This is a genomic window from Nocardia inohanensis NBRC 100128 (assembly GCF_001612945.1).
Classification (GTDB): Bacteria; Actinomycetota; Actinomycetes; order Mycobacteriales; family Mycobacteriaceae; genus Nocardia; species Nocardia inohanensis.
This window is the reverse complement of the sequence record NZ_BDBK01000001.1, coordinates 159,127-172,374: the sequence shown is the minus strand read 5'-3', so window position 1 is coordinate 172,374 and position 13,248 is coordinate 159,127. Positions and strand designations below refer to the sequence as shown.

Here is a 13,248-nt window from a genome sequence, read left to right as displayed (position 1 = left end):
CTACGAGAACCCCCACCACATCCACGTACAACCCTCCGCCACAGTTCAATCCCCAGCCGATGCATCAGGTCGCCGCTGACGAACACCGCCCTCGCCGCTACACCATCGTGTCGGTGGTCGGGAGACCGAACGCGTGCGTGCCGTACATGACGTAGGCGCGTTCGGCATCGTTGGCGGCGTGCACGCGGCCGGCGTGCGCGTCCCGCCAGAAGCGCTGCAACGGAGTGCCATTGGTCAGCGCGGTGGCGCCGGCGGCCTCGAAGAGCCGGTCGACCGAGGCGATGGCGCGGCCGGTCGCGCGCACCTGGTCGCGGCGCGCGGCGGCCCGCACCTCGAACGGAACGTCCTTGCCCGCGACGAGGTAGGCGTATTCGTCGGCCACGTTGCCCGACAGTTGACGCCAGGCGGCGTCGATATCGCTGGCGGCCTCGGCGATGCGGACCTTGCCGAACGGATCGTCCTTGGCGTTCTCACCGGCGTAGGCGGCGCGTACACGCTTGCCCTGGTGTTCGATGTGCGCCTCGAGTGCGCCGTAGGCCATGCCCACGATCGGGGTCGAGATGGTGGTGGGATGGATGGTGCCCCACGGCATCTTGTAGACCGGATCGGTGTTGCGGTGCAGGCCGGGGGCTTTCATTTCGTTCATGGCCCGGAAGCTCAGGAACCGGTGTGCGGGCACGAAGACGTTCTCGATCACGATGGTGTTGGAGCCGGTGCCGCGCAGCCCGACCACGTTCCACACGTCATCGATGCGATAGTCGGTGCGGGGGACGAGGAACGAGCCGAAGTCGACGGGCTTGCCGTTCCTGATCACCGGGCCGCCCACCACCACCCAGTCGGCGTGGTCACAGCCGGAGGACCAGGCCCAGGTGCCGTTCACCAGATAACCGCCACCGGTCACCGTGCCCGCACCCATCGGCGCGTAGGACGAGGCGATTCGGACGTCGGGGTCGGTACCCCAGACATCTTCCTGCGCATGCTGATCGAACAACGCCAGATGCCAGTTGTGGATACCGAGGATGCCCGCGACCCAGCCGGTGGAGCCGCAGGCGCTCGCGAGCTTGCGGACCGTGTCGTAGAAGATCACCGGATCGGCTGCGTGGCCGCCCCACTGACGCGGCTGCATCAGCCTGAAGAATCCCGCCTGCTGTAGATCCTTGATCGACTCGTCGGGGATGCGGCGAAGGTCTTCGGTGGCTCGGGCTCGGTCACGCAGCGCGGGCAGCAGCGCCGCCACGCGGTCGAGGGTTTCACGGGTCATCTCGCCGGTTGCTCCTGACTGGTCGGTGACCGCCGGCTCCGGCAATCACAAGACTAGAACGTGTTGCAGCAACTATCGCCGCTCCTGGCTGGATCAACACCGGACGAAAATAACCAAGTATGAGGACTTTGGACCATTGCGCCGGGCGGGCCTCATACCCGAATCTGACACAGTTCTGCAACGTGTTCTAGCAACTAATCGGGAGGGAATGATGGTGACGACTCCTGCGGCGCGTACCCGGCAGGTCCGCGAGATCGACGTGGGCGCCGCGCCCACCCGCTACGCCCGGGGTTGGCACTGCCTGGGCCTGGCTTCGACCTTCCGGGACGGAAAACCGCACTCCGTCCAGGCTTTCGGCACCAAGCTCGTCGTCTGGGCCGACAGCACCGGAGCATTGCGAGTGCTCGACGCCTACTGCCGCCATCTCGGCGGCGACCTGTCCATGGGCGCGGTCAAGGACGGCGCCGTCGCCTGCCCGTTCCACGACTGGCGCTGGGGCGGCGACGGCAAATGCACGGACATCCCCTACGCCCGCCGGGTGCCCCCGCTCGCACGCACGCGAGCGTGGAAAACCTTGGAGCGCAACGGGCAATTGTTCGTGTGGCACGACCACGAAGGCAACCCGCCCCCACCCGAGGTGACCATCCCCTCCATCGAGGGACCGTACTCCGACCGCGACGGCAACCCCACCGACGCGCACCACCCCGACTGGACGCCGTGGACCTGGAACTCGATCCTCATCGAAGGCTCCAACTGCCGCGAGATCATCGACAATATCGTGGACATGGCACACTTCTTCTACATCCACTACGCCTTCCCGACCTTTTTCAAGAATGTCTTCGAAGGCCATATCGCGACCCAGTACCTGAAAACCAAGGGCCGCCCCGATATCGGCGCCGCCGCGAAATACGGTGACACGCTGCTGGAGTCGGAAGCCTCCTATTTCGGCCCGTCCTACATGATCAACCCGCTGCGCCACAATTACGGCGGGTTCGAGGTCGACAGCGTGCTGATCAACTGCCACTATCCGGTGACCCAGGATTCCTTCGTGCTGCAATACGGGATCACCCTGGAGAAGCCCACGGGCCTGTCGGACGCGGCGGCGAATCGGCTGGCCGCCAAGATGGTCGAGGGCATCGGCGTCGGGTTCCTACAGGACGTGGAGATCTGGAAACACAAGTCCAAAATCGAGAACCCGCTGCTGTGCGACGAGGACGGACCCGTCTATCAACTGCGCCGCTGGTACGAGCAGTTCTATGTGAACGTCGCCGATATCGATCCGAAATCGCGGCAGCGCTTCGAATTCGAGGTCGACACATCCAAGGCCAACGAAGCGTGGGAAGCCGAAGTAGCCGAGAATCTCCGCGGCAAGCGGGCGGCCGAGGCGGCGCGGCCGGCGAGTGTGAGCTGACGCCCGTCGAAGCTGGTCCCCGCTTCCCGGGGACCAAGGTCATCTATCTCCAGCCGGAAGTCACGACCGGTCTGCCAGGCATTCTCAGCCTCGATATCGCTCAGTAGCGTGCGCCTGGTTCGAGCTGGTCGACCGGGTGCTCGCGAGGCGGAGAACCGCCCGCGAGCCCCAGGCAAGGAGGATGTTGGTGACCGCAGTATCACCGAAACCCGAACTACCGCTACAGGCCGAGCGCCCGTATCCCGCGCGGCAGGCACCCAAGGGAGCACTGGTTCACAAGCTGGTCACCACCACCGACCCGAAGGTGCTGGGCCAGATGTACCTGGTGACTTCGATGTCGTTCTTCCTGATCGCGGGCTTGATGGCGTTGCTGATGCGCGGCGAGCTGGCGCATCCGGGCATGCAGTTCCTCTCGCCCGAACAGTTCAACCAGCTGTTCACCATGCACGGCACCATCATGCTGCTGTTCTACGCCACCGCGATCATCTTCGGATTCGCGAACATCCTGTTGCCCTTGCAGATCGGCGCACCCGACGTCGCCTTTCCCCGGCTGAACGCCCTGTCGTACTGGCTGTATCTGTTCGGCGCGACCATGGCCACCGCCGGATTCATCACCCCCGGCGGCGCGGCCGATTTCGGGTGGACGGCTTACGTGCCGTTGACCGATATCGTGCACTCCCCCGGCGTCGGCGCGGATCTGTGGATTCTGGGCGTGGGCGTTTCGGGTCTGGGCACCATCCTCGGCGCGGTCAATATGCTCACCACGGTGGTGTGCCTGCGCTGCCCGGGCATGACCATGTTCCGGATGCCGATCTTCACCTGGAACGTCGTCGTCGCCAGTTTCCTTATCCTGCTGGTGTTTCCGCTGCTCACCGCGGCGGCCCTGGCCCTGTTCTACGACCGGCACCTGGGCGGGCACATCTACGATCCGGCCTCCGGCGGGGTGATGCTGTTCCAGCACCTGTTCTGGTTCTTCGGCCACCCCGAGGTCTACGTCATCGCCTTGCCGTTCTTCGGCATCGTCTCCGAGATCTTCCCCGTCTTCGCCCGCAAACCATTGTTCGGCTACACCGGCATGGTCTACGCGACCCTGGGCATCGCCGCGCTGTCCATCGCGGTGTGGGCGCACCACATGTACGCCACCGGAGCCGTACTGCTGCCGTACTTCTCGTTCATGACCTTCCTCATCGCGGTCCCGACGGGCGTGAAGTTCTTCAACTGGATCGGCACGCTGTGGAAGGGCCAGCTCACCTTCGAAACCCCGATGCTGTTCTCGCTCGGATTCCTGGTGACCTTCCTGTTCGGCGGCCTGTCCGGCGTCGTGCTCGCCGCCCCGCCATTGGATTTCCATGTGTCCGACACCTATTTCGTGGTGGCGCACTTCCACTACACCCTGTTCGGCACAGTGGTTTTCGCGACCTTCGCCGGCATCTACTTCTGGTTCCCCAAGATCACCGGACGCATGCTGGACGAACGCCTCGGCAAGTGGCACTTCTGGACCACGTTTCTGGGCTTCCACCTGACCTTCCTGGCCCAGCACTGGCTCGGCAACGCCGGCATGCCGCGCCGCTACGCCGACTACCTGCCCTCGGACGGCTTCACCCTGTTGAACCAGGTCTCGACCGTCGGTTCGTTCGTGCTGGGCGCGTCGATGATTCCCTTCCTGTGGAACGTCTTCAAGTCCTACCGCTACGGCGAAGTCGTCACCGTGGACGACCCCTGGGGCTACGGCAACTCCCTCGAGTGGGCCACCACCTGCCCACCCCCGCGCCACAACTTCTACGAGCTGCCCCGAATCCGCTCCGAGCGCCCCGCTTTCGAACTGCACTACCCGCACATGGTCGAGCGCATGCGCGCCGAAGCCCACGTCGGCTGGGGCGCGAAAGCCCACACCGTAACCGAGAAGACCCCGCTTCCGGAGCCGAAATGACTCGCCCCCAACAGCTCTCGACCTTCCGCATCCTCCAGCTCCCGCCCGGAGCCGTCGCCGCGCTGACCGGCCTGCTCCTCATCGCGGGCATGATTCTGCTGACCCACCTCGCGCGCTGAACCGCACGATGCCCGGCGACGACGATGTTTCCGACTGCATCACCCCCCAACGGTGGTCAGGCTGTGCCGTGCGCGGCGGTGCGGATGGGTTGCGAGCGGTATCGGCTGGCGGGGCCGTCGATGCCCAGGAACTTCCAGACCCGTTGGGCCACCGGGTTCATCAGCCCGAGTTCCTGGGCCAGCGCGCGTACGTCGACGAAGTAGTCGCTGAAGACCTGTTTCGCTTCCTTCGAGCCGAAGAACAGTTCCTTGCGGACCCGGTCGGGGATTTCGAACTCGGCGAAGAACGACCGGGGCGGGATGACGATGGAGCGGCCCAGGATCCACATCACCACCGGCATGGCGATCGAGAGTGCCCATCGGCTCGCCCGGGAACGTTCGGGCACATGGCGTTTGAGGAATTCGTGGGCGAAGGAAATGTGGCGCGCCTCCTCCGCGACATGGATGGCCATGACGCCCCGCATGATCGGATGCACCTCGGCGCCCGACCGCAGGACATCCTTCTGCACGTGGTCGATCGGCTCCTCCCCCGCCAGTACCGCCATGAAGAACAGGCTCGGGAACGACACCGCGACCGGCACCGCGAGGTGACGCAGTTGCCGCACCAGCGGGCTCATGCCCGGGACATCGATGCCGATCCGGTTGACCATCTCCTGGAACATCAAGGTGTGGTTGTGCTCCTCGATCATCTCGTGTGAGCAGTAGCGGAATTCGGGCGAACCGTTCGGCAAACCGAAGACGTACTGCTGCATACCGCTGATCAGAATGGATTCGAATTGCAGACCGACCTTGGCGATATTGGCCTGCCGGTACTTTCCGATCGCGATTCGCCGTTCCTCGGACTGGGCCAGATACCAAGGGTGGCGGCCGAGGGGATCCGCCGCCGCGGGCAGGATCCAACGCCGCGGATCGGCGGCGGCGTCGAAATCCGGGTTCTCCCAATCGATATCGACGAACGGATCGAAATGCTTGTGCACCGACCCTTCCGACAGCACAAGCAGTTTCCGGGCGTATTCGCCGGCGGCGGCGACCACGGGGTCGACTTCGGGAGTTGCGGCGGTGGACATCACCATCACGGCCTCTCTGATTCCAGGTATCCAGGGCGGTGCGCCACATCGTGAGACCTCGAAAGAGTTCACGACGGGCACGGCGTAAGCGTCCGTCTCGACGCGGGGGCTGGAATAGGGCCGTAAGTCACTATACGTAACTGTTGTTCACAGATAACTTCCGAAGGCGAACCGGGACGAGGACGCCCGGTCGAACCCGACGAAACGAGATATCGATGACGCGGCATGTCGACGTACTGATCATCGGCGCGGGCCTGTCCGGAATCGGGATGGCCTGCCATCTCACCCGCGAGCGGACCGGGCGCAGCTACCTCATCCTGGAGCGCCGCACCGCCATCGGCGGCACCTGGGATCTGTTCCGCTATCCCGGCATTCGCTCCGACTCCGACGTGGCCACCTACGGCTACGACTTCCGGCCGTGGACCGGCACCAAGGTGCTCGCCGACGGCTCGCACCTGCGCGAATACATCGAGGACACCGCGACCGAATACGGTGTGACACCGCATATCCGGTTCGGGCGCAAGGTCATCAGCGCGAACTGGTCTGGTGCACAAGGCGTCTGGACGGTCACCGCGATCGACGAACAGACGGGCGAGACCGAGAGCTACACCGCGGACTTCCTCGTCGGCTGCACCGGCTACTACGACTACGACCACGGCTATCGCCCGGAGTTCTCCGGCGAGAACGACTTTCGCGGAACCATCGTGCATCCCCAGCATTGGCCCGAAGACCTGGACTACCGGGGCAAGCGCGTCGTCGTGATCGGCAGCGGCGCGACCGCGATCACGTTGGTCCCCGCGATGAGCCCGGACGCCTCGCACATCACCATGTTGCAGCGATCGCCCACCTATATCGCCTCGCTGCCCGCCGACGACCCGGTCGCGGTCGTGATGAAGCGACTGAAACTACCCGCCGCAGCGGCCCATCGAGCCGCCCGGTGGCGCAATATCGCGCTGCAACGCGCCACCTACCAGCTCTCGCGCAACCATCCCGGGCTGATGCGGGTGCTACTGCTCGCCGCGGTCCGGCGGCAGCTCGGTTCGACCGCCGACAGGCGTGACTTCACCCCCGATTACCAGCCGTGGGATCAGCGGCTGTGTGTCGTGCCGGACGGCGATCTGTTCGAAGCGCTGCGCGGCGGCAAAGCCGAGATCGTCACCGACCGCATCGACCGGTTCACCGAATCGGGTATCCGGCTCGCGTCCGGCCGGGAACTGCCCGCTGATATCGTGATCACCGCGACCGGACTCACCGTGCAGATGCTCGGCGGCGCCACCCTGAGCGTCGACGACGAGCCCGTCGATACTCGCGAAAAGGTGCTCTACAAGGGCACTCTGGTCGACGGCGTACCCAATGCGATGGTAGTGCTCGGCTACACCAACGCGTCGTGGACACTCAAAGCGGACCTGGCCGCCGAGTACTTCTGCCGCCTCCTCAACCACATGAAGGCCCACGGCTACACCCGGGTGACGGCCGTCGCCACGGCCGGCGATCGCTCCGGCCACTCACTGATGGGTGACGTGCTGACCTCCGGCTACATCCGGCGCGGAGATGCGGTGATGCCCCGTCAAGGCACCCGCGCCCCATGGCAGGTCTGCGACAACTACTTCCAGGACCGCACTCTGCTGCGGGAATCCCCTTTGGAAGACGGCATTCTCAGCTTCGACAACACCACGCCCGGGGCGCATTCGTCGAAGGAGCCCACCACCGAGCGGGCCGCCCGGCTCTCTTCGAGATCCTCGGCCCACAGCTCGTGAGCCGTCCCGCCCCGTCCCGCCCCGGACCGGGGCGGTGTCCGCGACCCGGACCGGGCCGCGGACGCCGAGGACTCCCGCCCCGAAAACCGTTCCGATCAGGAGAGTTTCAGGCTGCGCCCGATGATTTCCTTCATGATCTCGGTGGTGCCGCCGTAGATGGTCTGGATGCGGGCGTCCATGTACGCCTTGGCGATCGGGTATTCGCGCATGTAGCCGTAGCCGCCGTGCAGTTGCAGGCAGCGGTTGATGAGGTCGAGCTGTTCTTCGGTGCTCCACCATTTGGCTTTGGCGGCGTCTTCGACGGAAAGCTTTTCGACATTGAGCAATTCGATGCACTTGTCGACGAAGACCCGGACGGCGGTGGTTTTGGTGGCGAGTTCGGCCAGCACGAAGCGGGTGTTCTGAAGGGCGCCGATGGGCTTGCCGAATGCCTTGCGGTCGCGGACGTACTGGCAGGTCAGGTCGAGGCAGCCCTCCATGGCGGCGGCGGCCATGACGGCGATGGAGAGGCGCTCCTGGGGGAGGTTCTGCATCAGGTGGATGAAGCCCTGGCCCTCGGTGCCGAGCAGGTTCTTGCCGGGGACGCGGACGTCGACGAAGTTCAGCTCGGCGGTGTCCTGCGCCTTGAGGCCGATCTTGTCCAGGTTGCGCCCGCGCTCGAAGCCCGCCATGCCGCGCTCCACGACGAGCAGCGAGAAGCCCATCGCACCCTTCTCGGGATCGGTCTGGGCCACCACGATGATGATGTCGGCATTGATGCCGTTGGTGATGAAAGTCTTGGAGCCGTTGAGGATCCAGTCGTCACCATCGCGCACCGCACGGGTCTTGATGCCCTGGAGGTCGGAGCCGGTGCCGGGCTCGGTCATGGCGATGGCGGTGATGATCTCGCCGGAGCAGAAGCCGGGCAGCCAGCGCGCCTTCTGCTCATCGTTCGCCAGGTCCAGCAGGTACGGCGCGATCACGTCGTTGTGCAGGCCGAAACCCAGACCCGAGTAGAAGCCCTTGGTGACCTCTTCGGTGACGATCGCGTTGTAGCGGAAGTCCTTCACCCCGCCGCCGCCGAGCTCCTCCGGCACGGCCATCCCCAGGAACCCCTGCTTGCCGGCCTCGAGCCAGACCGAGCGGTCGACGATGCCCTGCTTCTCCCACTCCTCGTGGTGGGGCGCCACGTGCTGATCGAGAAACTTTCGGAACGACTCCCGGAACAGCTCGTGTTCGGGTTCGAAAAGGGTGCGTTCCACGCCAACCTCCATGAGTGACCACATCGGCACATCGCCTGTGCTCAACACAGTACCCCGAAGTCGAATCGCTGTTAACTTCCAGCCCCGGAAAACTGGCCCGAACTGCGGCACTCTGCGGATATGCCGCCGAACGGACCAGATGAACCCGGGTGAACGTTACCGATAAGTCAGAGCCCCAGCGCGCCCAATACCCGACCGCGCAGGCTGCGGCCGCGATCCTGCTCCCGCTCGCCCAGCAGGAAGTCCAGCTCGCCCTCGAGCTCCTTCTTCACCACGATCTGCAATTCGCTCGCGGCGGCCTCGATATCGTCGGCGTCCTGCCACTCGGAGGTGTCGATCGGCTTGCCGAGGGAGTAGTAGAAGCGTTCGGGCTTGGGCAGCAGCGTCGGGCCGACACCGCGAATCAGCGGCGGGGTCAGGTTCTCGCGCAGGCCCAGACCGGTCACGGCCTTGCGCAGCGGCGTCATGACCGGATGGTCGCCGTCGAAGACGATGTCGAAGATGTCGTCCCCGCCGACCATGGCCATGGGCACGATGGTCGCCCCGGTCTCGATCGCCATGCGCGCGAACCCGGTTCGCCCCTCCCACACCAGCTGATACTTCTGCCCCTTGCCGCGCATGGCCTCCCGCCCGCCGCCGGGGAACACCGCGACCGCTTCGCCCTTGCGCAGCAGGGTCTGGCAGTTGTGCCGGTTGCCGCGCACGATTCCCAAGCGGTGCAAGGCATCTCGCAGCACGGGCACGTCGATGAGCACGTTCTCGGCCAGCCCGCGCACCAGGCGGTCACGCTTGACCAGGATTTCATGGGCCAGCACCGGGGCGTCGGTGCCACCGGCCAAGGTGTGATTGCCGACCATCAGCACCGGACCGTCGGCGGGCAGATTGTCCAGGCCGTAGAAGCGCGGGCTGAACCAGGCGCGCTGCGGCGCGACGAGGAGATCGATGACGCGGCGATCGGTATCGGTCAAGTCGACGTGCAGCGGTGCACCGTCGGTGAGTACATCGTTTTCGGAACTGTTCGTGCCATGACGAGACAAGACAACCCTCCCTGCCAGAATTGCGATAACGACATCGTAACGAGTTTCAGTTCCGGTCACCGGGCGCGGGTCTTGCCCCGGCGGCGCGGCGATGCCCGGCCGCTGGAGCAGGCAACTCACAGCAAGCGGTGCCGGCCGTGACTGGAGAATTCCGCTTCCAAGTCCGCTTTGTCTGTTTCAGTCATGAGCCGGTAGTCCGGGATTCCGCGCCCGGCCCAGATATAGACTGACTCGTCGGTTCGCCATCCTTGTTCGCGCAATTCCCGCTTCAGCACCTTGTTGGAGCCGGTGACCGGCAGGCTCGCCGAAACGCGCAGCAGGCGGGGGACGTCCTTGACACCGAGATCGGCTCGGTCGCACAGGAATTCGGTGAACTTGGCAACGTCGAAAGCGGCCGGATCAGCAATTTCGACAGCCGCCATCACCCGGTCACCCGAGCGCGGATCGGGTACCGCATAGACCGCGGCCGCCACCACTTCCGGGTACCGGCGCAGCACCCGTTCGATCACCAGCGCGGAGATGTTCTCGCCGTCCACCCGAATCCAATCGCCCTGGCGGCCCGCGAAATAGATGAACCCCTCGGTATCGATATAGCCGAGATCCCCCGTCCAGTACCAGCCGTTGCGCAGCCGTTCGGCGTCGGCGGCGTCGTTCTTGTAGTAGCCCTCGAAGATCAGCGCCCCGGCCTTGTCGACCATTTCACCGATGGCCTCGTCCGGATTCAGCACCCGTCCGTGCTCATCCAGCACCGCCCGAGCACAATCGGCGAGGGTGTCGGAATTCACCACGGCGACACCCGGATGCGCGGGACGGCCGAGCGCGGCGGGCGGCGCGTCGGGGGCCAGGGCCACCAAACCCGAGCCCTCGCTGGAGCCGTAGCCCTCGAAGAGCGGCGCGCCGAAACGCCTGCGGAATTCGGCCTGATCCTCCACCGACGCCTCGGTGCCGAAGCCGCGAGTGAGGCGGTTGTCGGAATCCAGTTCGGTCTCCGGGGTGGCGAGCAGATAACCCAGCGCCTTGCCGACATAGGTAAAGAAGGTCGCGCCGAAGTACCGGATGTCCGGAAGGAATTGCGAGGCCGAGAATTTCGGGGTGAGGCAGATCGTCGCGCCATTGGCCAGCGCCGGAGCCCACAGCGCCATGATGGCATTGCCGTGGAACAGCGGCATGCAGCAGTAGTCCACGTCCTCGCGCACATGCCCGAATTTGTCGGTCGCACCGTAGGCGATGAAGGCCAGGCGCTGCTGCGTGCACTTGACCGCCTTGGAGGTGCCGGTGGTGCCGGAGGTGAACAGCAGCAGGAGCAGCGATTCCGGTCCGGCGGTCACCGTCACCGGTTCGGAATGGTCGTCCAGCAGCGCGAGGTAAACCGGATCGTCCACCAGCAGTACACGTTCCGGGTCCAGCGTGAGGTCGAGCGCCCGCAACCGTTCCCGCCCGGGCGCGTCGGTGACGATCAGCTGGCAGTCGGTGTATTCGATATCGGCCGCCAGCTGGGCGTCACCGCGCGTGGGATTGATGCCGACCACGGTGGCCCCGGCCAGCGCCGCACCGCCCAGCCAGAACACGAAATCCGGCACGTTCTCCAGCAGCACCCCGATATGGAACGGCCCGTCCCGCCGCAACTTCCGGGCCAGCGCCGCCCGCGCCGCCGACTCGCGCACCACCTCGTCCCAGGTCCAATCCCGCTCCCGCGTGCGCAGCCCGAGCCGGTCGTCGCCGCGGCGGTCGAGCAACATGGTCGCGATATCCGTGCGCCGGTCGGTCATATCGATTCCGCCTCTCCCCGAAAGGTTCCAGTATGGTCACGCGTGCACGATGTCGATACAGGCGGCGGGCAGCTGATCACGGGACAGCTTGGTGACCTCGACCGGGCGTGGTGATCGCCAGGCGTTCCAGCTCGGACGAGGACAACGCGATCCGCCGGACCGTCAGCACGAGCGTGGCCAGGAAACGATCCAGTGCCTCGTCGATATCCCAGCCCATCAGCGTTTCCACCTGTGCGATGCGGGCGGCCACGGTGCTGTGATGCAGGTGCAGTTCGGTGGCGGTGCGGCGCAGCGAACCGTAGACGCAGAACGCTTCCAGCGTGTCGACCGCGAGCGCACCCGATTCGGTGGCAGCGAATTCGTTGAGCCGCAACACATCCGGAGTCGCTAGCAGGCGCTCTACCGGCAGATCCGCGAGCAGTTCCAGTGAGCCGAGCCGGTCGAAAGCCACCGCGCGGCGGCCGTGCCAGGTCGAGCAGGCGAACCGCAACGCACGGCAGGCTTGATCCCACGAGGTGGGTGCGGCCGGCGCGGGCACGCGCGCGCCGATGCCCATCCACGGGCCGCCGCCGCCCGAACGCGAAGCCGGAAACGCCTCGGCGATAGCGGCATTCACGGTGTCGGAGAAGGCGCGGCCGTCCAGCCAGTCCTGCGTCAGCACCGCGGTGATCTCACCGATCACCGCGACCCGGCACACCGGCACCCGCTCGGCCACCATCCGCACCGCGTCCTGCGCGCACGGCCCGGTGACCGCCAGCACCCGCACCTCTCGCGCCTGATCCAGCCCGAGCAGCCGCATGGCCCGCGCCCGATCCTCGCACCGCTCCTTCTCCGACAGCACGACCTCCAGCAGCGCCGGATCGCCCAATCCCAGGGGACCATCCGCCGCCTGCCGCGCGGCCAGTACCCGCAGACAGTGACGCAACCGATCCAGCAGCACCGCATCCAGGGGATGCTCGCCGCCACAACGTTCCAGCCAGACCCTCGGCTCCCCAACGGTTTCCGGGGCCGTCCGCGATTCAGCGCGGGTACCCGGGTCGCACGACCCGGCCTCGACATCGGCACGCGATCGAGAACCGGTGCGCGACCGCGACTCCCCACCTGAATTGTCGCGCTCGGTATCGGTCAGCCCCGGCTCGATATCGGTAACCCGCACCTTGCGCGGCCCCAACTCCGTCCGCGAAAGCGGTTCGGTACCGGACGCCGCGTGGGCCTGCGCATCCTTACCCGGGATCGGACCGCCGGTGGCGTTCGTATCCCGCTGCGCCGTGGTTCGCGACGGCGAACCGATCCGAGGCGAGCCTGGTGTCCGCCGTACCGGCCGCGGCATGGGCTCGCCACCGGCGTCGTAGCGGATGACGGTGCCGTTGGGCCAGGTCGCGGTGACGGGGCATTCGGCCAGGACCGCCGCGCCGCGAATCACCGTGCCGGGGTCGGCGGCGGATTCGTCGAGGCGGTCGAAGTAGCCGATGAGACGCAGGACCGATGCCGGGTCGGAGCCCAGGGCCGACAGACGCATCGAATCGTGGCTCGGCGCACGCTCACTCACAACAACCTCACTCCGGCGGAACTGTCCGATCAGAGTGCCAAGGAGTGCGGCCGTGCGGGGGTGTTCGGCGGAATCATCCGGCTGGGCGGGATGAAAGTTCCCGGCCG

Annotated in this window: 10 protein-coding genes; 4 read left to right on the top strand and 6 right to left on the bottom strand. The window is 65.9% G+C overall.

The annotated features are described in order from the left end of the window. Window positions 1–97 precede the first annotated feature (97 nt). Window positions 98–1,261 carry a 3-hydroxy-9,10-secoandrosta-1,3,5(10)-triene-9,17-dione monooxygenase oxygenase subunit gene (gene hsaA / locus NI1_RS00775; RefSeq protein WP_067813082.1) on the bottom strand — a complete coding sequence of 388 codons (1,164 nt, stop codon included), beginning with the start codon at window positions 1,259–1,261 and terminating at the stop codon, window positions 98–100. A 211-nt stretch (window positions 1,262–1,472) separates the two neighbouring features. On the opposite strand from hsaA, the gene NI1_RS00770 reads away from it, so the two are divergent. The 3 genes from NI1_RS00770 to NI1_RS39750 all read left to right on the top strand — a co-directional run bounded on the left by NI1_RS00770 (window position 1,473) and on the right by NI1_RS39750 (window position 4,721). After that, entirely contained in the window at window positions 1,473–2,672 is a 1,200-nt protein-coding gene (locus tag NI1_RS00770; protein ID WP_067815001.1) for a 3-ketosteroid-9-alpha-monooxygenase, oxygenase component, read from the top strand. 187 nt (window positions 2,673–2,859) lie between these two features. Then, the gene (gene ctaD / locus NI1_RS00765) at window positions 2,860–4,602 is read left to right on the top strand and encodes an aa3-type cytochrome oxidase subunit I (RefSeq protein WP_067814999.1); all 1,743 of its coding nucleotides are present in this window, start codon (window positions 2,860–2,862) and stop codon (window positions 4,600–4,602) included. After that, window positions 4,599–4,721 (top strand): hypothetical protein, encoded by a 123-nt coding sequence (locus NI1_RS39750; protein WP_281179475.1) that lies wholly within the window; start codon window positions 4,599–4,601, stop codon window positions 4,719–4,721. The genes ctaD and NI1_RS39750 overlap by 4 nt, the downstream gene beginning before the upstream one ends. A 56-nt stretch (window positions 4,722–4,777) precedes the next feature. Here NI1_RS39750 and NI1_RS00760 read toward each other — a convergent pair whose 3' ends face one another. Further along, window positions 4,778–5,788, bottom strand: a complete 1,011-nt coding sequence (locus NI1_RS00760) for an AurF N-oxygenase family protein (protein ID WP_084522630.1) — start codon at window positions 5,786–5,788, stop codon at window positions 4,778–4,780. A 215-nt stretch (window positions 5,789–6,003) separates the two neighbouring features. On the opposite strand from NI1_RS00760, the gene NI1_RS00755 reads away from it, so the two are divergent. Then, window positions 6,004–7,545, top strand: a complete 1,542-nt coding sequence (locus tag NI1_RS00755) for a flavin-containing monooxygenase (RefSeq protein WP_067813073.1) — start codon at window positions 6,004–6,006, stop codon at window positions 7,543–7,545. Between the two features lie 95 nt (window positions 7,546–7,640). Here NI1_RS00755 and NI1_RS00750 read toward each other — a convergent pair whose 3' ends face one another. The 4 genes from NI1_RS00750 to NI1_RS39745 form a co-directional block, all read right to left on the bottom strand. Continuing rightward, the gene (locus NI1_RS00750; protein ID WP_067814991.1) at window positions 7,641–8,786 is read right to left on the bottom strand and encodes an acyl-CoA dehydrogenase family protein; all 1,146 of its coding nucleotides are present in this window, start codon (window positions 8,784–8,786) and stop codon (window positions 7,641–7,643) included. A gap of 167 nt (window positions 8,787–8,953) precedes the next feature. Then, window positions 8,954–9,823 carry a lysophospholipid acyltransferase family protein gene (locus tag NI1_RS00745; RefSeq protein WP_084522432.1) on the bottom strand — a complete coding sequence of 290 codons (870 nt, stop codon included), beginning with the start codon at window positions 9,821–9,823 and terminating at the stop codon, window positions 8,954–8,956. Window positions 9,824–9,939: 116 nt separating this feature from the next. Continuing rightward, entirely contained in the window at window positions 9,940–11,592 is a 1,653-nt protein-coding gene (casI, locus tag NI1_RS00740) for a steroid-22-oyl-CoA synthetase (RefSeq protein WP_067813071.1), read from the bottom strand. A 76-nt stretch (window positions 11,593–11,668) separates the two neighbouring features. Further along, entirely contained in the window at window positions 11,669–13,111 is a 1,443-nt protein-coding gene (locus tag NI1_RS39745) for a PucR family transcriptional regulator (protein ID WP_067813068.1), read from the bottom strand. Window positions 13,112–13,248: the final 137 nt, after the last annotated feature.

Bases quoted from the DNA above. Each gene is read 5' to 3' on its own strand.
- NI1_RS00760 (WP_084522630.1), bottom strand. From the start codon at position 5,788: ATGTCCACCGCCGCAACTCCCGAAGTCGACCCCGTGGTCGCCGCCGCC.
- NI1_RS00755 (WP_067813073.1), top strand. From the start codon at position 6,004: ATGACGCGGCATGTCGACGTACTGATCATCGGCGCGGGCCTGTCCGGA.
- casI (WP_067813071.1), bottom strand. From the start codon at position 11,592: ATGACCGACCGGCGCACGGATATCGCGACCATGTTGCTCGACCGCCGC.
- NI1_RS39750 (WP_281179475.1), top strand. From the start codon at position 4,599: ATGACTCGCCCCCAACAGCTCTCGACCTTCCGCATCCTCCAGCTCCCG.
- hsaA (WP_067813082.1), bottom strand. From the start codon at position 1,261: ATGACCCGTGAAACCCTCGACCGCGTGGCGGCGCTGCTGCCCGCGCTG.
- NI1_RS00770 (WP_067815001.1), top strand. From the start codon at position 1,473: ATGGTGACGACTCCTGCGGCGCGTACCCGGCAGGTCCGCGAGATCGAC.
- NI1_RS39745 (WP_067813068.1), bottom strand. From the start codon at position 13,111: ATGCGTCTGTCGGCCCTGGGCTCCGACCCGGCATCGGTCCTGCGTCTC.